Origin of the sequence: Methanothermobacter tenebrarum, assembly GCF_003264935.1 — an archaeon.
In the GTDB taxonomy this organism is placed as follows: Archaea; Methanobacteriota; Methanobacteria; order Methanobacteriales; family DSM-23052; genus Methanothermobacter_A; species Methanothermobacter_A tenebrarum_A.
In genome coordinates this window covers 20,237-39,099 of record NZ_QLOE01000005.1, presented here as the reverse complement: position 1 = coordinate 39,099, position 18,863 = coordinate 20,237, and the positions used below count along the sequence as shown (strand labels likewise).

Annotated in this window: 23 protein-coding genes; 10 read left to right on the top strand and 13 right to left on the bottom strand. The window is 41.2% G+C overall.

Annotated elements, in window-relative coordinates; genetic code table 11:
• On the bottom strand, positions 1 to 750 hold the full coding sequence (locus DPC56_RS05020; RefSeq protein WP_112093982.1) for a 4-phosphopantoate--beta-alanine ligase: 750 nt from the start codon (positions 748 to 750) through the stop codon (positions 1 to 3).
• Between the two features lie 69 nt (positions 751 to 819).
• Here DPC56_RS05020 and DPC56_RS05015 point away from each other — a divergent pair, with 69 nt between their 5' ends.
• Together DPC56_RS05015 and DPC56_RS05010 are read left to right on the top strand one after the other, a co-directional pair.
• Positions 820 to 1,047, top strand: a complete 228-nt coding sequence (locus DPC56_RS05015; protein WP_245923892.1) for a hypothetical protein — start codon at positions 820 to 822, stop codon at positions 1,045 to 1,047.
• Between the two features lie 6 nt (positions 1,048 to 1,053).
• A complete protein-coding gene (locus DPC56_RS05010) occupies positions 1,054 to 2,082 on the top strand; it encodes a M42 family metallopeptidase (protein ID WP_112093981.1) in 1,029 nt (342 codons plus the stop codon).
• 4 nt (positions 2,083 to 2,086) lie between these two features.
• Here the strand turns inward: DPC56_RS05010 and DPC56_RS05005 are convergent, their stop codons facing one another.
• From DPC56_RS05005 to DPC56_RS08340, 4 genes are read right to left on the bottom strand one after another with little or no spacing between them, the layout of a single operon-like run.
• Positions 2,087 to 2,812, bottom strand: coding sequence for an ATPase domain-containing protein (locus tag DPC56_RS05005; RefSeq protein ID WP_112093980.1), 726 nt, complete (start codon positions 2,810 to 2,812; stop codon positions 2,087 to 2,089).
• 19 nt (positions 2,813 to 2,831) lie between these two features.
• The gene (locus tag DPC56_RS05000; RefSeq protein ID WP_112093979.1) at positions 2,832 to 4,079 is read right to left on the bottom strand and encodes a methanogen output domain 1-containing protein; all 1,248 of its coding nucleotides are present in this window, start codon (positions 4,077 to 4,079) and stop codon (positions 2,832 to 2,834) included.
• Positions 4,070 to 5,152 (bottom strand): tRNA (guanine(6)-N2)-methyltransferase, encoded by a 1,083-nt coding sequence (gene trm14, locus DPC56_RS04995; protein ID WP_112093978.1) that lies wholly within the window; start codon positions 5,150 to 5,152, stop codon positions 4,070 to 4,072. The genes DPC56_RS05000 and trm14 overlap by 10 nt, the downstream gene beginning before the upstream one ends.
• Before the next feature lie 9 nt (positions 5,153 to 5,161).
• The gene (locus DPC56_RS08340; protein ID WP_220084817.1) at positions 5,162 to 5,305 is read right to left on the bottom strand and encodes a hypothetical protein; all 144 of its coding nucleotides are present in this window, start codon (positions 5,303 to 5,305) and stop codon (positions 5,162 to 5,164) included.
• Between the two features lie 60 nt (positions 5,306 to 5,365).
• Here DPC56_RS08340 and DPC56_RS04990 point away from each other — a divergent pair, with 60 nt between their 5' ends.
• The 4 genes from DPC56_RS04990 to DPC56_RS04975 all read left to right on the top strand — a co-directional run bounded on the left by DPC56_RS04990 (position 5,366) and on the right by DPC56_RS04975 (position 8,279).
• A complete protein-coding gene (locus tag DPC56_RS04990) occupies positions 5,366 to 5,926 on the top strand; it encodes a GMP synthase subunit A (RefSeq protein WP_112093977.1) in 561 nt (186 codons plus the stop codon).
• Positions 5,926 to 6,852 (top strand): glutamine-hydrolyzing GMP synthase, encoded by a 927-nt coding sequence (gene guaA / locus DPC56_RS04985; protein WP_112093976.1) that lies wholly within the window; start codon positions 5,926 to 5,928, stop codon positions 6,850 to 6,852. Before DPC56_RS04990 ends, guaA begins: the two co-directional genes overlap by 1 nt.
• 63 nt (positions 6,853 to 6,915) lie before the next feature.
• The gene (locus tag DPC56_RS04980; protein WP_112093975.1) at positions 6,916 to 7,911 is read left to right on the top strand and encodes a peptidase U32 family protein; all 996 of its coding nucleotides are present in this window, start codon (positions 6,916 to 6,918) and stop codon (positions 7,909 to 7,911) included.
• Complete coding sequence (locus DPC56_RS04975) at positions 7,911 to 8,279, top strand: DUF5402 family protein (protein ID WP_112093974.1); 369 nt, start codon at positions 7,911 to 7,913, stop codon at positions 8,277 to 8,279. Before DPC56_RS04980 ends, DPC56_RS04975 begins: the two co-directional genes overlap by 1 nt.
• A gap of 11 nt (positions 8,280 to 8,290) precedes the next feature.
• Here the strand turns inward: DPC56_RS04975 and DPC56_RS04970 are convergent, their stop codons facing one another.
• Positions 8,291 to 8,728 carry a GAF domain-containing protein gene (locus DPC56_RS04970; protein WP_112093973.1) on the bottom strand — a complete coding sequence of 146 codons (438 nt, stop codon included), beginning with the start codon at positions 8,726 to 8,728 and terminating at the stop codon, positions 8,291 to 8,293.
• A 42-nt stretch (positions 8,729 to 8,770) separates the two neighbouring features.
• Between DPC56_RS04970 and DPC56_RS04965 the strand changes: the two genes are divergently transcribed.
• Positions 8,771 to 9,958 (top strand): Nre family DNA repair protein, encoded by a 1,188-nt coding sequence (locus DPC56_RS04965; protein WP_112093972.1) that lies wholly within the window; start codon positions 8,771 to 8,773, stop codon positions 9,956 to 9,958.
• Positions 9,948 to 10,913: a DegT/DnrJ/EryC1/StrS family aminotransferase gene (locus tag DPC56_RS04960; protein ID WP_112093971.1), complete on the top strand. Its 966-nt coding sequence runs from the start codon at positions 9,948 to 9,950 to the stop codon at positions 10,911 to 10,913. Before DPC56_RS04965 ends, DPC56_RS04960 begins: the two co-directional genes overlap by 11 nt.
• Here the strand turns inward: DPC56_RS04960 and cgi121 are convergent.
• Genes cgi121 through DPC56_RS04935 form a run of 5 tightly spaced genes read right to left on the bottom strand, consistent with a single transcriptional unit; the run spans position 10,897 to position 15,537 of the window.
• Positions 10,897 to 11,364: a KEOPS complex subunit Cgi121 gene (gene cgi121, locus DPC56_RS04955; protein WP_112093970.1), complete on the bottom strand. Its 468-nt coding sequence runs from the start codon at positions 11,362 to 11,364 to the stop codon at positions 10,897 to 10,899. The genes DPC56_RS04960 and cgi121 overlap by 17 nt on opposite strands.
• Positions 11,361 to 12,848: a 2-isopropylmalate synthase gene (locus tag DPC56_RS04950; RefSeq protein WP_112093969.1), complete on the bottom strand. Its 1,488-nt coding sequence runs from the start codon at positions 12,846 to 12,848 to the stop codon at positions 11,361 to 11,363. The genes cgi121 and DPC56_RS04950 overlap by 4 nt, the downstream gene beginning before the upstream one ends.
• Positions 12,839 to 13,873, bottom strand: a complete 1,035-nt coding sequence (locus DPC56_RS04945; RefSeq protein WP_112093968.1) for a TIGR01177 family methyltransferase — start codon at positions 13,871 to 13,873, stop codon at positions 12,839 to 12,841. Before DPC56_RS04945 ends, DPC56_RS04950 begins: the two co-directional genes overlap by 10 nt.
• Positions 13,864 to 15,000 (bottom strand): geranylgeranyl reductase family protein, encoded by a 1,137-nt coding sequence (locus tag DPC56_RS04940; protein ID WP_112093967.1) that lies wholly within the window; start codon positions 14,998 to 15,000, stop codon positions 13,864 to 13,866. The genes DPC56_RS04945 and DPC56_RS04940 overlap by 10 nt, the downstream gene beginning before the upstream one ends.
• Before the next feature lie 30 nt (positions 15,001 to 15,030).
• Entirely contained in the window at positions 15,031 to 15,537 is a 507-nt protein-coding gene (locus tag DPC56_RS04935; RefSeq protein WP_146737614.1) for a PH domain-containing protein, read from the bottom strand.
• A gap of 134 nt (positions 15,538 to 15,671) precedes the next feature.
• On the opposite strand from DPC56_RS04935, the gene DPC56_RS04930 reads away from it, so the two are divergent.
• A complete protein-coding gene (locus tag DPC56_RS04930; RefSeq protein WP_394339526.1) occupies positions 15,672 to 16,394 on the top strand; it encodes a UPF0280 family protein in 723 nt (240 codons plus the stop codon).
• Between the two features lie 69 nt (positions 16,395 to 16,463).
• Here the strand turns inward: DPC56_RS04930 and DPC56_RS04925 are convergent, their stop codons facing one another.
• Positions 16,464 to 17,696: a proteasome-activating nucleotidase gene (locus DPC56_RS04925; RefSeq protein ID WP_112093964.1), complete on the bottom strand. Its 1,233-nt coding sequence runs from the start codon at positions 17,694 to 17,696 to the stop codon at positions 16,464 to 16,466.
• Positions 17,697 to 18,046: 350 nt separating this feature from the next.
• Here DPC56_RS04925 and DPC56_RS04920 point away from each other — a divergent pair, with 350 nt between their 5' ends.
• Positions 18,047 to 18,502 carry a multiprotein bridging factor aMBF1 gene (locus tag DPC56_RS04920; RefSeq protein WP_112093963.1) on the top strand — a complete coding sequence of 152 codons (456 nt, stop codon included), beginning with the start codon at positions 18,047 to 18,049 and terminating at the stop codon, positions 18,500 to 18,502.
• Here DPC56_RS04920 and DPC56_RS04915 read toward each other — a convergent pair.
• A complete protein-coding gene (locus tag DPC56_RS04915; protein ID WP_112093962.1) occupies positions 18,499 to 18,855 on the bottom strand; it encodes a DUF356 domain-containing protein in 357 nt (118 codons plus the stop codon). The genes DPC56_RS04920 and DPC56_RS04915 overlap by 4 nt on opposite strands.
• Between the last annotated feature and the right edge of the window lie 8 nt (positions 18,856 to 18,863).

The window sequence follows — 18,863 nt, the reverse complement described above, 5'->3', positions numbered from 1 at the left end:
TTAAAGTTTTCGCATCCTTTGAAGGTCTATTAAACGTAGCATATATTCCAAGTTCTTTTTATTGTTGAATCCTTCTAGGATCTTTTTTAGTTCATCCTTTTTGTAATCTTTTAATTTTTTCACGTATTTTATGAGGAGGGGGATGGCCCTTACTATGTTATCTGTGATGCTTATATCAGCCTTCTGGGATGTTCTTGATAGAGGGTTGAGATCCACGGTTATAATGGCTTTACCGGCTTTTTTAAGCACCTCTGCCCGGTCCCCATCCTCTAATGGTACTAGGACGACATCTGCAATGTATATGCCCCTTGGACTTGCTGTGGCCCTTGGACTCTTTATGCCTTTGAGATGTTTAAGTTTTTCGTCCTCTGTTCCGAGCACTTCTTCTGCACCGGCCTCTTTGAGTATTTTTTCTATGAGTTTAACCCTCTTGGGTGTTCTGTGGAAAAGGTTTATCTCTATTTTTGCATTTAATAGTCTTGCAAGTTCAACTATCTCCTCTGGGACAAGAGCAGCTGTATTACCATTCACTGACAGTACAGGATTCTTGGCCAGTAATAATAGTGCTGCGGCTGCTTTAATGGCCCGGGCTGCTGGTTTTCTCGTTTTTTCACCTATAAGATAATCGAAGGCTTCTCCTCTACCATGGGCTATGATACCAGCATCTGCGAGCACTCCTTTATGGTAGGCTTCTAGGATCTTTTCCCGCAACTTCAATGATTTATAACGTGGATGCCCCTTCTCAACCATATAAAAAATAGATCTTCAACCTTTACTATAAAATAATTACCCCCCCCATAATATAGGATTATTAGGGGGATGGACAGATCATTATCAGAGGTGATATTATTGGCAGAGGAGATCGAAATTAAAAAGAAGAAACCCAAGCATAGATGGGGAGTCTACCTTGGAGGCATATTCATACTCATCGGTACTCTCTGGCTCCTTGTCGCCTTGGGCATAGTACCTGTAGTCTACCTGCGCTTTTGGCCACAGGTCCTCTTGATAATCATTGGGATACTCATACTAATCAAATCAGTGGGGTAGATTAAAATGTTTGATTTGATGAAGCGTTTATCAGAAGCCAATGGCATATCAGGTTTCGAAGATGAGATAAGAGAGATAATGAAAGATGAACTAGAAGAGCGCGTAGATAATATAGAAGAGGACAACCTCGGAAACCTTATAATGGTCAAAGAAGGAGACCCTGAAGCTCCTAGTATAATGTTAGCAGCTCATATGGATGAGATAGGCCTCATGGTACGCTACATTGACAAGAAGGGTTTCATAAAATTTTCAAAGATTGGTGGGATAAACGATCAGATGCTCCTCAACCAACAAGTAGAAATCCATGGGAAAAAGGGTCCAGTAACAGGGGTTATAGGTTCAAAGCCACCCCATAGGATGAAACCAAAGGAGAGAAAAAAGGTTACAAGTTATGAGAAAATGTTCATAGACATAGGGGCGGCCTCGAGAGAAGATGCAGAAGAACTCGTAAGGGTGGGGGACCCTGTAACATTCAAAGCACCATTCAATGAACTCCCAAACAGACTATTCACTGGTAAAGCCCTTGACAATAGGATAGGCTGCCTCATACTAGTAGAGGTGCTAAAGGCTGCTGAAACCCGGGCAACAATATATGGTGTTGGCACAGTCCAAGAAGAGGTAGGCCTTAAAGGTGCGAGAACATCGGCATTTAAATTGAATCCTGACATGGCCTTGGCAGTTGATGTTACAATAGCAGGGGATCATCCTGGCATGGAAGAGGAGGATGCGCCGGCCAAGCTAGGTAAGGGGCCGGCGATAATCTTGACTGATGCGAGTGGTAAGGGTATAATAACCCATAAGAAGATCAGGGATTGGCTTCTTTCAACTGCAAGGGAGGAGAATATACCTGTGCAGTTGGAGGTGAGTGAGGGTGGTACGACAGACGCAACAGCGATACATTTGACTCGTGCGGGTATACCAGCTGGTGTTGTCTCAGTACCTACAAGGTATATTCACACACCAGTTGGTGTTGCGAGCATGGATGATATTAAAAATTGTGTTAGGCTCATCTTAAAGGCCCTTGAACGCCTATAGGCCCTTATTCGTATTTTACTTTTTCTATTATTTCAATCCCATTTTCACCTATCCTATAGGGTATGAAGTCGACTGGGGTTCTTGTACTACGCATTTTAACAATGTCCATGACCCTCTCTCTTCTCCCAGTGTAGGGGTTCTCCCTCTTTATGAGGTTTATAGCACCATAGACTGAGAATAATGCTATCTCATTAAATTCTCTGGCTGTTGCGCTATCAAGTATTATTAGACTCGTTATATTCCTTTCTTTCAATTTATATACGAAGAAATCGAATCTATTCCTGAACTCATAGGGTGTTAAATTGCCAGTGTGGCTTCCAAGATTGTCTATGATAAGCACTCTAGTATCTGGTGGAACCTCTTCTAGGAGTCTTTCAATGTCTTGATTAATCGACTCGATACCAATTTTTATCTCGGCTTCTGTAATTATGGCCCTTGTAGCGGCGAGGCTCATTATCTTCAGTCTACCATCTTCGATTAATGGTGCTATGTTCCAGCCAAAGGAATTACACTGGAAATTGAGGTCGGTTTCATCCTCTTCTGTTGTGATATAGACTGTCCTGAGACCATTCTCTGCACTTTTTATAGCGAATTGCAAGCTCATTATCGTTTTGCCAGAGCCAGCATCACCTGTTATGAGTATGCTACGGCCTACTGGGAATCCCCCCAATATCTCATCCAAGTCTTTTATACCTGTACTTATTCTCTGAAGTTTTTCAAGTTCTCCCAATTCAAGCGCCTCCCTATTTTTATATGTGGAATTCGAATTCCATTTTTTTCTTCTTGGATGTTTGTATTACATTACCTTTGAGTTTTGTCCATGTGAAACTTCTCATGAGTATTGTCCTGAACATGAGGGAAAAGATGGGATTTATATGGGTATTATCGCTCCAAGGGAATGTTACAAACTCTAATTTGTAATGGTCTTCCTCTTCTTTTGTTCTTGTTTTTATTCCAAGGTTTTTTAGGAATGATTCTAACCATGATATATAGGCTTTGAAGATTTTCTTGGCGTCTTCTATTTTCCCTGTTTTGATCTGGGATAGTAAACCCTTTCTTTTCATGTGTTCATTGAATGAGGGTTTGAGGTTTTTTTCGAATTTGTCCCCGAAATTTTTTATTATAATATTTCTTAGCTGTGGGGGAACTGTTGATGCGAATACTGGGATGGCTGATAGGAGGAAACCATATAATTCTCTTCTTGTTTTTTCCCTGATCAACTTTAATCTTCTTTTATTGGCTTCCATTTTTGCTGTTATATCATGTCCTATGATTTGTATAAAATTTTCCCCATTATTTTTTATTGTGGAAGCATATAATTCAAGGTAGTGTTCTTTCCCATCCTTGTCTTTTATTTTTACTTGTACTGGATTATCTAGACGGTCTTTGAATGGTTTTATAAGTTTGTTTATGAACTTCTTGAATTCTCCCCCGGTGATAATACCTATTTCTTCGAGGATCTTCACATGCCTCTTATAACATTCTTTCCTGGGGAACCCTGTAATCCTTTCAAAGGCATTATTGAGGAACATTATCCTTTCAGCCTTGTCCAAGAGTATGATCGGATCTGGGGAAGATTCTGCCAATTTACGGTACCTTTTCTCGCTCATCTTGAGTTTTGAATCCATCATATGCTTGTAGATGGCCACTTCAATTACACTGTGTAGTTCCCGGTCCTCGAAGGGTTTTATAATGTAACCGAATGGTTCTGTCAGTTTTGCCCTTTCAAGGGTTTCTTTATCAGAATGGGCTGTGAGATACACTACAGGAATATCATACTCCCTTTTTATTATCTCCGCTGCTTCTATACCATCCATCTCCCCTTTTAGCACTATGTCCATGAGGACAATGTCTGGTTTCTTCTCCCTTGTAAGTTTCAGGGCTTCCTCCCCTGAACTTGCTATACCTACAACCTTATAGCCTAGTAATTCTGCTCTATGTTTAATGTCAAGGGCTACTATGCTCTCATCCTCAACCACTAACAATTTTATGGCCAAGTCCTCCCCTCCTGGGTTAATTTGAATATTTTCACTGGAAGGTTACCATAGACTATTGGGGTTTCAGTCCATTTGTAATCTAGTTTTGTAGCTGTACTTTTTAGGATTTTTTCTTGCGGTGTTAGGAGTGTTATACTCCCATTTTCTGTGAGTATGTTCTTCGCGGTTCTGAGGAGGTTATGGTAGAGTTTTTTAATAATAGATTTTCTCCCGACTCTGATACCATATGGTGGATTTGTAACGATAAGATCAGCCTCTTGGACATACTTGTCTAGGTGTTCTGCGTCACCTTGTATGACTTTGATGAAATCTATTCCAAGTCTTGATAGTGTCTCCTGGCAGCCTTTAACGTGTTTTCTGAACTTTTCAATGCCTATAATTTTAAGTTTATGGTTGAATGTGAGTTTTCCACCCTCCCTGATGCGGCCTGGGGGGATGTTGCTTCCCATGAGGGCTGCTTCGACTAGTATCGTCCCACTGCCGCACATGGGATCTACTAGTATCTTCTCCGGCCTCCAATTGGAGATTCTGAGGAGTGCGGCTGCTATTGTCGGGTTGAGTGGTGCTGGGTGTTGGTATACCCGGTAGCCCCTCCTATGAAGGCCCTTGTCCCCAGTGGTGTCAACGCCTACTAGTAGAAGGTCGTGGATTAGTTCAACCCTAATTATATTATCAGGGGAGTCTAGGTTTACTTTGAGGCGTTTTTTCCTGGAAGATTGGTAGCTTTTTATGATAGCGTCACCAGCTACCCTTGCAATGTCCATAGAATTGAAATCGTGGACGCCCACCCTCTTCGATCTTACAGCGAAACTTTCACTTGGCCTTATAAATGAGAAATCAATGTCTTTAACTTCCTTGTAGATATCTTCAAGTTGTGTGATCTTCGCGGATTTGAGTAGTACTATGATTCTTTCACAAGTGCGTGCATGGTAATTTAACTTTTTGATTAACCTTTCATCGCACTTAAAATAGACTCTACCATTGCCATATTTTTCTATTTTACCCCCGAGTTCTTGGATTTCCTCTGCTGTTATCCTTTCTAATCCCTTGTGTGTCGTGGCGTATACTTCCATATTCTTTTTCTAGTCTCCTGACTTGAGGAAGATGTAGATAATATATGCTATTATGAGGATCACTATAACTGGCAGCAACCATATGAGGACATAGAATGCTATAATTGCAAGTATTACTGCTACTATCAAATATATAATATCTCGCAGTCTCATAATAACTTATGTGGGAATTCATATAATTTAATAGTTTCCCCCTCCAATGGGAGTGTGAGTATGATATTCATTGTGAATAACCATGGACAATATAATCATAGGATCTATAGGACGCTACGATACCTTAATATACCCGCGAAGATGATACCTAATAATATCCCAGTTGACGTCCTCCTAGAGCATGAACCCACAGGGATTATAATAGGTGGGGGACCTTCATTAGAGGAGGCTGGCAATTCCATAGAGTATATAATGAAGATCAGGGTGCCCATACTCGGCATATGCCTCGGACATCAACTCATGGCCTTGGCATTCAATGGTAGTGTTGGTAGTGCGGAAGCCGAGGAGTATGCCCAGATAGAAATAGAAATACTAGACGAGGATGACATATTCAAGGGCCTCGGACCCTATATGAGTGTATGGGCTTCTCACAAGGACGAGGTGAAGGTTTTACCAGAGGACTTTAAGGTCCTTGCAAGGTCAAGTATATGTGAGATAGAAGCCATGAAACATGTTAAAAGGCCACTTTATGGTGTGCAGTTTCATCCTGAAGTCTATCACACACCAGAGGGTCCTAGGATATTCGAAAACTTTTATAAAGTATGCGAGGGCGTGGAATAATGTTCGAACCATCAGATTTCATAAAAAGGGCAGTGGAGGATATAAGAGAGCGTGTAGGTGACGGTAAGGCTATAATAGCACTCTCTGGGGGTGTTGACAGTTCAGTCGCGTCAGTACTCGCCAGTAAAGCTATAGGGGATAGGCTAGTAGCAGTATTTGTGGATCATGGCCTCCTGAGAGAGGGTGAAGTAGATTATGTTAAAGAGACCTTTAGCAGCCGCCTTAACCTACGTTTCATCGACGCATCAGAAAGATTCTTAGAAGAGCTCAGAGGAGTTACCGACCCCGAAGAAAAGCGCAGGATAATCGGGAGAGTGTTCATAGAAGTCTTTGAAGAGGTTGCGGAGGAAATAGGCGCGGAGTACCTTGTCCAGGGGACGATAGCCCCTGATTGGATTGAAAGTGAGGGGAAGATCAAATCACACCATAACGTGACCCTACCACATGGCCTGGTCCTGAAGATAGTTGAACCCTTAAGGGAACTCTACAAGGATGAAGTCCGTATTCTCGCCAGAGAACTTGGCCTGCCTGATAAGATAATCAAGAGGCAACCATTCCCCGGCCCGGGCCTTGCAGTTAGGATAATAGGTGAGATAACCCCTGAAAAGATTAGGATATGTAGAAAGGCTAATGCTATAGTGGAGGAGGAGGTAATAGGCGCGGGATTAGATGAGAGGCTCTGGCAATACTTCGCGGTACTCACTGATACAATGGCCACAGGCGTGAAAGGTGATATGAGAGACTTTGGCTATCTTGTAGTTTTAAGGATGGTGGAATCAATAGACGCCATGACAGCAAGGGTACCAGAATTACCATGGGACCTAATAAGGAGGATATCTAAACGCATAACCTCTGAAATACCCGAGGTGACACATGTAGCCCTTTCAGTGAGTGATAAGCCTCCAAGCACCATAGAATTTGCATAATAATAACTCTCATCTTTTTATTATCATAATTATTATATTTGTGATAGTAGCATATGATAATCAATGATGAAGTTTAGCACCCCACTGCCAGGAGACGCAGAATCCCTCAAACAGATCATAAAAGAATTGAAAGGGAGCATAGACGAAGTTTACATGGCAGGCCCATCCGAGTACATGGGCAGCGGCCGGGCAACACTACATTCACCCCTACTAGAGGATATTGGAAGACAAGCATCCTATGCACACCGACACAACATCAAATTCAAACTCATATTAAACTCTTCATGCTTGTCAGGGCAACACCTAACCTCCAATGGTTCTAACATATTCAGAAAGTACCTAGAAGAATTAGAGACCCTAAACGTGGACATGGTCATAGTCTCAGACCCTTACTTGGTGGAGATGATATCAAAGGAACTACAGGGTCTGAAAGTTGGGGTATCATGCATAGCCCATGTGGATTCACCCCAAAGGGCCAAATTCTTCGAAGATTTAGGAGCGGATGAGATAACAGTTGACACGAACATAAACAGACACTTCAACTTATTGGAGGCTATAAGAGAAGCTACAGATTGTAAACTCAAAGTCATAGCCAATGAAGCATGCCTCTACAAGTGCCCGTTCCGTTACTCACACTTTAACTTATTCTCACATATTACTGCTTCACCCCAAATAGCCATCATGGGAGACTATTATTTCGAAAAGTGTATTTCACTACGGGTTAGAGAACCCACCCTCATAATAAGATCCCCGTGGATAAGACCAGAGGATATCCCTGAATATGAGAAGATAGGCATTGACATGATAAAAATTTCCGGCCGGGCAAACACCACACAATGGATAATAGACACCATGAAAAGTTACACCAAAGGACATCACAAGGGCAACCTCCTAGAATTGTTGGATTGCCCAAACGAGTTAAGAGACCACTTCTACATACCGAACGAGAAACTCGAGGGCGCCATAAAACAATGGAAAACTTGCAAGAAATCATGCCATAAATGTAATTTCTGTGAAAACCTCGCCAAGGAATTAATCCTTAGGAGAAGGGATTTATAATGAACAAAACCTTGAAAGAGTTGTCCTATGCACGAGATAGGATAGAGGACACACTCCAGGATCTGAGTGGGAGGACAATATTTGTCCCCGAGGTTAAAATATTTAACATGGCATGCGGCTGCAGAGGATTGCTCGCAGACCTCAGAGGCCTTGAAACAGAAGAAGCAGAAGTCTTCCACAAAAAAATAACAAGAACCTTAAAGGATATCCTAGGAAAGTTGGGCCTTAAGGTGGACATGATATATGCGAGAAACTTCCCAGGAACCTATATGGTCGTTGGCATAACCGCCAGAAGATTCTGTGGAAGATGCAAAAGAGAACTTGGGAGTATAACTTCACGCCCAGACATAATAGTACTCAAAGGTTAAAACCTCAATGTTTAGAGGAGCCTTGAGACTATTGATGCAACCTCCTCAAGTAGGCTCTTGTCAAGTTCGTCAAAGGCAGCTGGCCTGTTACTGTCAACATCAAGAACTCCAAGGATCCTATCATCCTTTTTTATAGGGACAGCTATCTCAGATTTAACACTCTCATTACACTGAAGATAATCATCATCTGATAGGACATCATCAATGATAGATGCCCTACCAGTCCTCGCAACTCTCCCACACACTCCCCTATTTAATGGTATCCTGATATGTGGCGTGGCAGGACCCCTATATGGGCCTAATATGAGTTCCTCACCCTCTAGAATGTATATTCCAACCCAGTCAAAGTATGGTATATTTGAAAGTAATTCTATTATTTCATCGATGGATAAAGCATCTTTAAGTTTCTTCCGCAACCTTCCTATTATAACCTCTTTAGTGGATTTCATACGATGATTATATTAGGATAAAGTTTCTATAAAATTTTTCTAATGATAAAATCAAAGTATCTATACCTTGAAAAGCTTACAAAGAACATTAAACTGAGATCATCAAATTTTGAGAAGGAAATGGAAGGATCCACACCCCCATCAGTTTTTATTGGAAGTTATAATTATCCAAAGGTCTATGCAGGACCCCTTGTAACATCCCATGGGGGTGATGTTCATCTCATGGATCTGCCAGAGGAATGGATACCAAAGGGTAAAACTCTCCAGGATATCATAGGATATCGCCTCAACCTCGTAAGGGGGAAGCAGAGAGTCCATGTTAAAGACTTTGATGACAGATTGGTGGAAAAACTTCAAGAGATAACACTTGCCAAATCCCCTGTTGATAGTGAAGTGCTATTCTCACATAAACCGCGGGGAATACAATTTTTCGGTGATGAAAATCCACCACATGGGCCTAGCGCCCCACTAGAATACTTCGAAGCCGATAATGTGAGATGGGATCGGCATCTTGAAAGTGCCTATTATGATACCGACCTTAGAGCAGCTGATGCAATCTATGAGCTATATAGGACGGGGGTACCATTCTCTTCCATCCAGAAGAGCCTGTCAGTGGGGGCTCTCGGTGTTGAAAGTAGGCGCAAGCTCGTACCCACCCGTTGGTCCATAACAGCCTGTGACAGCATACTAGCAGACAGACTCCTCAGGAGGATCCAAACTTATGATATTATCGATTCCTACCGAGTGCATGAGTTTGAAAGTTTTAAAAACAAGTATATTATAATATTAACACCTACAAGATGGCGGTATGAGTGGATAGAAGTTTTCTTAGGCGTCCTAGGATCGGAAAAGCTTATATTCTCTGATCATGAAATTGGAGATTCGAAAAGGGAATATTCTAGGGTTGGGGGCTGTTATTACAGTTCGAAGATGGCTGTGCTTGACGCCCTTGACCGTGAAGAAAAACAGGCTGGTGCAATAGTATTAAGGGAAGCATACAAAGGTTACATCCCACTGGGAGTGTTCAACGTACGCGAGAACGTGAAAAACGCCATGAAACAGGCCCCCATGGAATTTAACACCCTTAAGGGCGTGTTAAAGTACGTTGGGGGGCGTTTAAAATTCGAACTCGGCGAGTATATAAGGGAAAGCCGCCTCCTCAAGGAAGCTGATAGGCAGGCAAGCCTCGACGAATTCACAAAAGGAGGTATAAAGACTATTGGACCTTAAATTTAGAAGAACATCAAAGGCTGCGAGAAGAGCTCTATGCAGAGTCGCGATGGAACCATCCAAAGCAGACAAGATCCTAAAAGAAGTTGAAAATAGAATATCTGAACTGACCGGCCATAATATTGTTAAAATAGTGAACAGTGGGAACGCCGCCTTATTAGCCGTTATGAGCAATCTACCATCACCCTTCCTCATACCAGATGAAGGTGGTTGGAGAGGCTTCAAACAAATCCCCAAGTTCCTCGGTAAAAAAACGATAACATTAAAAACTAGACTTGGCATAATAGAACCAGGAGAACTCGAAGACACAATCAGGGAAAATAGGCCTTCAGCACTCTTTTTAACAAGTTTTGCCGGTTATACGGCTGAACAGCCGGTGAAAGAAATTTATGATATCTGCTCTGAGAATGGTGTGGTTCTCGTCGAAGACGCTTCAGGAAGCATAGGTGACCCCCTCGGCCGTTTATGTAATAGTGAATATAATGATGTTATAATAGCATCAACAGGATCTCCTAAGATAGTTAATGCTGGTGGTGGAGGCTTCATAGCAACCTCTAACCGGGGAATATTCAAGGATAGTGTAATTTTGAGGATTTTGAAAGTTGACCCTTATCTACCAGCAGCAATAAACGAGGAACTTAAAAAGGCACCTCAAACACTTAAAAAACTCCTTGAAGCCACAGAATACCTTAAAAGTAGGCTAGAAAGGGTATATCATCCAAAAAGAAGGGGGGTGAACATAATAATACCCACAGAGGATCCTGTTGGGGATGCTAGAAGACTCCGTAAAATTATAAAAGTGGATGGTGGGAATATTCTAACTGTCTGCCCCAATTATGATCGTTTGAAGAAGAAGGCCCTGGCAGTGGAAATAAAAAATTTAGAGGTTGAATCCATCACAAAGGATAATCTTGATGATCTGATAGGCTGTATAGAGTCTATGATTCGAGGATGAGGAGGGTTGTGCGCTCCATAAGAGCACCTGTAACACCTACAAGTTCTATTTCATTCTCTGTAAGATTATAAAGTTTTTTAAGGTAGCTTTCGTCTGGTCTGAGGACGCTGTCGTCTCTTTTGAACATCCTTGATAATGTATCTAATTTATCAGAGTCTATGAGGACTGCGCATATCTCCATTGGCCCCTCCTTGAGGCCCACCATCTTGAGGGCTTTGCTTATTTGTCTTGTGGCCGCTGTCCTTAAGCATATTTCCAAGCCTAAGTCATTTGCTATGTTCTCTCCCCTCTCGAACGCCTTGATTGCATGTGTTGTGGCATGTAACACGTGCTCTTTACCAGCCACTGCCCTGGCATCCATTAATTGTACTATACCATCACCTTCCAGGATATTTAGCGTTTCATTTATATCCTTTATTTCGCCTTTAAATCCTAGAATTTTTATTTTCATGTTTTCTTCTTTTTTTCGTTTGCTAGTAGTCGATTAACTCCACTTATAAATGCTTCTACACTGGCCATTATAATGTCTGGTTGTGTGCTTCTTGCACTTATGATTTTGTCCTTGTATCTGAGCTTTATTATCACGTCGATGAGGGCGTCGGTACCTCCTGTTATAGCATCTACGTGGTATTCCTCCAATTTTATATCCGCGAAATCCTCTAAACTCTTCTTTATGGCTACTATGGCAGCGTCAACAGGTCCCACGCCCACACCAGCCTCTAGGATCTCTTTTTCATTTATTCTTAGTTTTACTGATGCTGTTGGCGTCAATTTATTGCCTGATACTACTGTAACCTCTTCAAGGTTCACCATTTTATCCTCAACTATGCCTAGCACATCTTCTGCTATTGCCTGGAGGTCCACATCTGTTACACACTTGCCCATGTCACCCAGGTTTTTAACCCTCTCAAATATTTGTTTGAACTGTTTTTCATCAACTTTAAAATCGAATTCTTCTAACTTTTCTTTCAATGCGCTGCTCCCGATATGCTTGCCCATTACAAATCTTCTCTTACGACCCACAAGCTCGGGTGTTATGGGCTCATATGTTTCAGCTTTTTTGAGGATACCATCTACGTGTATGCCTGATTCGTGGGCGAATGCATTTTCACCGACAATGGCCTTGTTGGGTTGGATGTATACTCCTGTGAGTCTCGCCACCATCTTGGAGGTTTCATATAACATTTTTGTATTAATGTTGGTTTTAACATCATAGAGTGAATAAAGGGCTACTACGATTTCTTCGAGGGCTGCGTTACCTGCTCTTTCACCTATACCATTTATGGTTGCGTGCACTTCACTTGCACCAGCCCTTAGGCCCATAAGTGAATTTGCGACCGCGAGTCCGAAGTCGTTGTGGCAATGCACGCTTAGCGGTGCTTTGAGCTTTGAAAGTTCGCCATAGAATTCGTAGGCTCTTTCGGGTGTTAGGATTCCTACAGTGTCGCATGCGCAGATTCTATCGGCCCCTGCACTTATACTCTCCTCTAGTATTTCTTTTAGAAATTGCATGTTACTTCTCGTGGCGTCCTCGGCTGAAAATTCTACAATTAATCCATGGTCTTTAGCATATTCTATGGAGTCTATTGCCTTCTCTTTTACCTCGCCTGGGGGTTTTTGGAGTTTATCTTTAATGTGTAGTTCGGAGGTTGGGACTACTAGGTGTATGCTGTCAACATCACATTTTAGTGCCTCGTCAATATCTACTTGTAGGGCGCGTGCAAAACTACATATTTCAGCGTTTAATCCCTCTTTCACAATCTTTTTAAGGGCTTCTCTTTCGCCTTCGGATGTTATGGCTGATCCTGCTTCGATGATGTCCACACCGAGATCGTCTAATCTTAATGCTATTCTAAGTTTCTCTTCTGGTGTTAATGAAACTCCCGGTGTCTGTTCACCGTCTCTAAGTGTTGTATCTAATATTTTCACTTGCAATGATGTGAACCCCCAGAATCTTTTTCTAGTGTATATATTAGCCTAGTAAGGCTTTTATGCATTCTTATAGCATGTTTTTCTTTTATTTTGAATTCATCTGTTATATTTTCTAGTTGAAGGTAATGTGGTGTTGCTATGCATATTCTGCCATCTTCTTGTAGGTTGTATTTTGCTGTTTTTAGGAATTCCTTATAAAGTTTTTCTTGTTTTTCTCCCCGGGTGGAGGCGGATATCCCATAGGGTGGGTCAGTTACAATGGCCTTCACAGGTTTTTCAAGTTTAAGACTTCTGGCATCGGCCATTATAAGCTCATAATCTCTTATACCATAATATTTAAGGTTTTTTTCAGTCCCTTTAATCATTTTAGGGTCTATATCAGCTCCTATAATCTTTGCACCTACTATGCCCGCTTCTATGAGTATGCCCCCTGTTCCACAGAAGGGGTCGAGTAGTCTTTCCCCTTTTCGGACACCTGAAAGGTTGACCATGCATCTGGCAAGTTTTGGACTCATGGACCCTGGATAAAAGAATGGTCTTTTATGGGGCTTTGCAACGTTGAAGTGTTTCTTGTCGATTTTATAAAGTCTTTTTGTGATAAATATTTTATCCTTTTCTATCATCAGGCGGATTAGTGTTTTTGGGCTTTCTAGGTTTACTTGTAAGTGAGGGTGGCTCTTTTTTATAATTGTGCCTGTCCTTTTTTCTATTATTGGCGAATCTGTGGTTGTTTTTTCTATTTTCTTTGCTCTGACTGCGAAGTTGTCCTCTATTATTTTTTCCCATGGTATGGATCTTATTTTCTCCTCAAATTTTCTGGGTGTGGTCTTAGATATGACCTGGGATATTTCATGGGTATAGGCTAGCCTAGATAGGTTGGGGATTTTATCTGTTTGGATTTCTAGGATCATTAGTTTGTCTCTGTGATATTTTATCTTGTATTTTGTATTTTCTGCTTCTAGTAGGCTCTTGACTTCACTTGGAGGTAGTGTTTTGTGTTCTCCTGATAGTATCAAGGCTATTTCCATATTTTTGTCACCTTTTTCCAGATGAAGGATGGTATTATTGATGTTAGGAGGCCTCTCTTTAGGAATTCTTGTATTAGTGGTGTTTGATTGTCCATGTCCCCATATTCTATTATGATGTCCTTGAGGTTTTTTTCTTTTATTTTTAGGATTATATTGTCTAGTTCATCGTTTTCTAGGAGTTTAAAGGTTTTCTGTATTCTGAGCTGATTTTTGATTTCTTTGTCGTGGATTTCATGGTATTTTTCATGGTATTTTTTGAGTATATTATAATCATCATGGTTTATGGCCTCTTCTATTGTTTCAGCTGCTATTTTAGCCGCTTTGAAGCCTAGTATTAGGCCCCCGCCTGTTGTTGGTTTTACTTGGGCTGCTGAATCCCCTATAAAGATGCATCTGCCTTTGTATAGTTTTCTATTGGGGTCTGGTGCTGGTATGTTACCATAGTATCTTTTAAGTATATTGAAGTGGGGTGAAAAACTTTTTATAAACTTGACCAGGAAATCCCAGGATTTTCTAGATTCTGAGAAGAAGCCTATCCTCGCCCTTGTCTCTGATAGGGGTATCCTCCAGAGGAAACCTGGACTAATATTTGCGTCGATTTTCAAATCGAGGAATTCTGGATCCATTGTAGTATCCTGGAATTCTACGAGATATTGTTTCGCCTTGAATCCTCTCTGTCCAGGTTTGAAGCCCATTGCATCGACGATTATGGGAGCTGAAAGTATATCATGCCCCTTTATTGTTACCTTGCCCTGATTATAGTCGACTTTTGTCACTTTACTGTTTTTTAAAAGTTCAACCCCATTGGAGACAGCTTCTTCTGCTAGGTATTGGTCGTAGGATATCCTGTCAATTACATAAGCTTCCACATCATCCTTGGAGATTTTTAGAGTATGATTTGATGGTGAATGTATAATCGCTCCTTTTATCCTGTTTATTATAAACTCATCTGGTAGTATGTTAACCTCTTTTATCCTCCAAGATACTAAACCTGCACATTGGAGTGGTAAGCCTATTATACTTTTCTTCTCAACCAATCCAACCTTAAGGTCCCTTTCTGCTAGAAGTCTTGCGAGTGTGGACCCGATTGGACCGGCTCCTAGGACTAAAACATCATAATCCCACATTTATATCCTCCAACGGCTCAATAGAAGAAACTATTTTAATCTTTTGAATTTATTTGAATGCCTTTTGAGCACCGACTCTTCCCTTGGAGCCTTATCATCTCTCGAAACCTTTGACATCTCATAATCTCCTGAAATTAACTGATTTATTAACTTGTCTATCCTCTGTGGGTTAGGGGCGTTTTCCAAGATTATAGGGGTGTGTTCATGGCCCCCGAATATTTGAATATCCCCAGCGGATACTAAACGCTCTAATAGACTCTGGGAGAATACTACATCCACTATCTTATCATAGTATATGTAGGACATTTCCTTGTGTATAAGGCCCTTTTCTATGATTACTCGCTGGTCAGTTAAAATATACTTTGTAAACCTCCAGGATATGAGATCTATTATTGACTTTATGATCAATGCTAATATAATGATTAGGAATATCCATGTTACTATCTGGGCAAGCGGCAGCCTAACAGCAGATGCTATGGAATATTCGAGTTTTGCAGCGGCCTCCATGGCAAATGGTAGGATATAGAATAATATCACAACTACTATAAGTTTAGGATTATAGAACTTGAATAAAGGAATAGGCGAGGATGAGTACTATAGATTATCCTTTCACCAGATTTCATGATAAATCACCAAATTATTAAATAATTAGAGATTATTATAATATTTTGATGAAGGAGAATATAAGGATTAAGGAGACTAGGATAAAACTAACCACTGACATAAAGGATCATGGTCTCATTGGTTTCATATTAAAGGAGAGATTTCTCCTTGAAGATTATATAAGGCGTAGACCCTATTTTCTCACATCCCTTGAACCATTATCAGCTGATGAAGGGCCCCTCATAGTTAGGATGATGTTGAAAGCAGGCCTGATTGGGGGGGTGGGGCCTATGGCTGCGGTTGCAGGGACAATCTCTGAATTATCACTTTATCATCTTATGGATAAAGGTTCTAAGTATAGTATAATCGATAATGGTGGGGATATAGCCATCATAAATGATAGGAAGGTTAACATTGGATTATATGCTGGTGATTCGCCCCTTTCTGGGGAGATAGGATTCCAGTTGAAAGCTAGTCGAAAACCCAAGGGCGTGTGCACATCCTCAGGTACCATCGGACATTCTATAAGCTTTGGCAGGGCCGATGCAGTGACGGTGTTCGCTCCTAGGGCCAGTGTGGCTGATGCACTTGCAACATCAATCGCCAACGCAGCTAATGGCGATAGAGACTATGAGGCTGTGGAAAATGCCCTAGAGAAAGCTGAAAGTTTCAGGGATTATTTCCAAGGGGTTCTAGTAGTTGTGGGGGAAAATGCTGGTATAATAGGGAAAATACCAAAATTGGTGAAAACAGATAAAAAAGTGACAATAGGAGAGTTATGGGATGTTTAGCCTCAGATCGCCCATCATTCATCACCTATTCAGAGCTCATAGGGTTCATCATAGGCTAAACATCTGCTTTTAGCCGAACATTACCCCTGCTTCTCTTCTGAAGTCCTCCTCTTTTTCGATTCCAGTTATCTTGTCCACAGCATTTAAGAAGTCGTTCATTGTAACTTCTTCCCTCTCTTCTCTGATTGCGAACATACCAGCTTCTGTGCATATTGCCTTTAGGTCGGCGCCTGATGCCCCATCTGTCATCCTTGCGATGAGGTTTATGTCAACATCATCTGCTAGTGACATGTTAGCAGTGTGAATCTTAAGGATTTCCTTGCGTCCTTCCTCGTTTGGTAATGGAACCTCTATGAACCTGTCAAATCTTCCAGGCCTTAGCAGGGCAGGGTCTAGGATGTCTGGCCTGTTCGTTGCAGCGACTATACCCACATCACCCCTTGATTCGAAACCGTCAAGCTCTGCTAATAATTGCATTAGGGTTCTTTGAACTTCCCTGTCCCCACTTGTTGAACTTTTAAGCCTTTTCGCTGCGACAGCATCGATTTCGTCAATGAATATTATACTTGGGGATTTTTCCTTGGCTAATTCGAAGACCCCCCGGACTATCCTTGCACCTTCACCAATGTATTTTCGGACGAACTCTGATGCAACAATCTTTATGAATGTTGCATGCGTTTCATGGGCAACAGCCTTTGCAAGGAGGGTCTTACCAGTTCCTGGGGGACCATAGAGTAGAACACCCTTTGGGGGTTCAATACCTATCTTTTCGAAGAGTTCTGGTTTGCTCAATGGTAATTCCACTGTTTCCCTGACTTCTCTTATCTGTTCTGCTAGGCCTCCTATCTGTTCGTATGTTACGTCTGGTCTTTCTTCAACTTCCATGCCTGTGACTATTGGGTCTTTCTCTGATGGTAACACGTCAACTATGCTGAATGTTTGCTGGTTTAGGGCCACTCTTGCCCCTGGTTCTAATAGTTTCTTGTCTATAAACTTTGAGTAGGTTATAACGAAATGAGGACCAGTACTACTCTTCACAGCCACTCTATGATCATCTAGAACCTCGGTGACCGTGGCTATAACTAGTGGAGGTGTTCTGAACCTTTCTATCTCTCCTCTGAGAGATTTAACCTCCCTGTCTAATCTTAGTTTTTCATTTTCGATTAGGAGTTTATCCTTTTCGAGTTTTTTAATCTTCCATGTTAGCTTCCTCTTTATCTTGGCATTTTCCTCTTTAAGGGTTCTTATCTCCTTTTTTAGTTCTTCAATTTTTTTAAAAAGGTAGAGTGGATTATTTTCCATGATTCTAGAACACTCCTATCCAAATTTTTTTTAGCACCAATTAGACTCCCCCCATATTCTCTGGGGGGTTCCCATTGAAAAATTATAATATTATTCCCATCTCATGTGGGTTTATTTTCTCCATGGGCTTTCAGGACCGTCCCAAGTCCCACACTCCTATCTTTGATGGAAAATCATTCTGCGAGCAGTTATTACAGCCTCCTCCCACAATTTTCCTCTTTATATGATTATAATTATTTTTATAAAAAGTATATAAAGTTTTTCTCCATTACATAAAAGAGAGATCCAAATATGGAAGAGTATAAAATAAATTTATATCTGATCTAATATTATATTTGAGGAGATTTTCTATGAGATGCGAGATTTGCGGTAGGAAGATCCGGGGCAAGCCTATCAGGGTGAAAATCGAAGGTTCGGTAATGGATGTGTGCACTGATTGTTCAAAGTTTGGTAAGGTGCAAAGACAACCAAAAAAGCCCAAGAGGACTCCTAGAAAGAGAATCACCCGGCCCATGGAACCAGTATATGAGGTTCTTGAGGGCTATAATAGGATTATAAGGGAGGCAAGGGAGAAGAGAGGCTGGTCAAGGGAAGATCTTGCCAAGAAAATGAATGAGAAAGTGTCCGTGATTCATCGGATAGAAGCTGGTAGGATGGAACCAGATATAAAACTTGCGAAAAAGTTTGAGAAAACCCTTAATATTAAGATATTGGAAAAATTCGAGGAGGAAGAGATTCCAGAAGCTAGTAGAGGATCACTCAGGGGAGCTACTATCGGTGATATAGCTAGGATAAAGAAACGTTAAACTTCTCTTTTATGGGAATAATATCCCCTGAATATGGGGGCTTCCCTTATAAGCTCTCTTAAAAGTCTATTCTCAGGGTATTCCTTGCTTACAATTATCACATGGGCTGGTGGGTGTATCTCCTTTATCCTCAGTATGGAAGTTGTATCATCCTCCTCAACATTAACCGCAACAGCAACCGAAGACTTCCTTTTCACCTCCCCTCCAAGAATTGACGATACTATTTCATCAGCCATTTTATTATCTACTAGGCGCGGATTACCTTTCATTTTTAAATTAGCGTGCCTTTCAATATCTGCTAACGCATTAAGCAATTTTTTCCTACTATCAGCCCTTAAGAGTATTAAAGCCATCTCATCAA

Coding starts and splice junctions, on each gene's coding strand:
- DPC56_RS05010 (WP_112093981.1), top strand. CDS start 1,054: ATGTTTGATTTGATGAAGCGTTTATCAGAAGCCAATGGCATATCAGGT.
- DPC56_RS04965 (WP_112093972.1), top strand. CDS start 8,771: ATGATAAAATCAAAGTATCTATACCTTGAAAAGCTTACAAAGAACATT.
- DPC56_RS04945 (WP_112093968.1), bottom strand. CDS start 13,873: ATGGAAATAGCCTTGATACTATCAGGAGAACACAAAACACTACCTCCA.
- DPC56_RS04915 (WP_112093962.1), bottom strand. CDS start 18,855: ATGGCTTTAATACTCTTAAGGGCTGATAGTAGGAAAAAATTGCTTAAT.
- DPC56_RS04925 (WP_112093964.1), bottom strand. CDS start 17,696: ATGGAAAATAATCCACTCTACCTTTTTAAAAAAATTGAAGAACTAAAA.
- DPC56_RS08340 (WP_220084817.1), bottom strand. CDS start 5,305: ATGAGACTGCGAGATATTATATATTTGATAGTAGCAGTAATACTTGCA.
- trm14 (WP_112093978.1), bottom strand. CDS start 5,152: ATGGAAGTATACGCCACGACACACAAGGGATTAGAAAGGATAACAGCA.
- DPC56_RS05015 (WP_245923892.1), top strand. CDS start 820: ATGGACAGATCATTATCAGAGGTGATATTATTGGCAGAGGAGATCGAA.
- guaA (WP_112093976.1), top strand. CDS start 5,926: ATGTTCGAACCATCAGATTTCATAAAAAGGGCAGTGGAGGATATAAGA.
- DPC56_RS04930 (WP_394339526.1), top strand. CDS start 15,672: ATGAAGGAGAATATAAGGATTAAGGAGACTAGGATAAAACTAACCACT.
- DPC56_RS04920 (WP_112093963.1), top strand. CDS start 18,047: ATGAGATGCGAGATTTGCGGTAGGAAGATCCGGGGCAAGCCTATCAGG.
- DPC56_RS04980 (WP_112093975.1), top strand. CDS start 6,916: ATGATGAAGTTTAGCACCCCACTGCCAGGAGACGCAGAATCCCTCAAA.
- DPC56_RS05020 (WP_112093982.1), bottom strand. CDS start 750: ATGGTTGAGAAGGGGCATCCACGTTATAAATCATTGAAGTTGCGGGAA.
- cgi121 (WP_112093970.1), bottom strand. CDS start 11,364: ATGAAAATAAAAATTCTAGGATTTAAAGGCGAAATAAAGGATATAAAT.
- DPC56_RS04990 (WP_112093977.1), top strand. CDS start 5,366: ATGATATTCATTGTGAATAACCATGGACAATATAATCATAGGATCTAT.
- DPC56_RS04970 (WP_112093973.1), bottom strand. CDS start 8,728: ATGAAATCCACTAAAGAGGTTATAATAGGAAGGTTGCGGAAGAAACTT.
- DPC56_RS04940 (WP_112093967.1), bottom strand. CDS start 15,000: ATGTGGGATTATGATGTTTTAGTCCTAGGAGCCGGTCCAATCGGGTCC.
- DPC56_RS04975 (WP_112093974.1), top strand. CDS start 7,911: ATGAACAAAACCTTGAAAGAGTTGTCCTATGCACGAGATAGGATAGAG.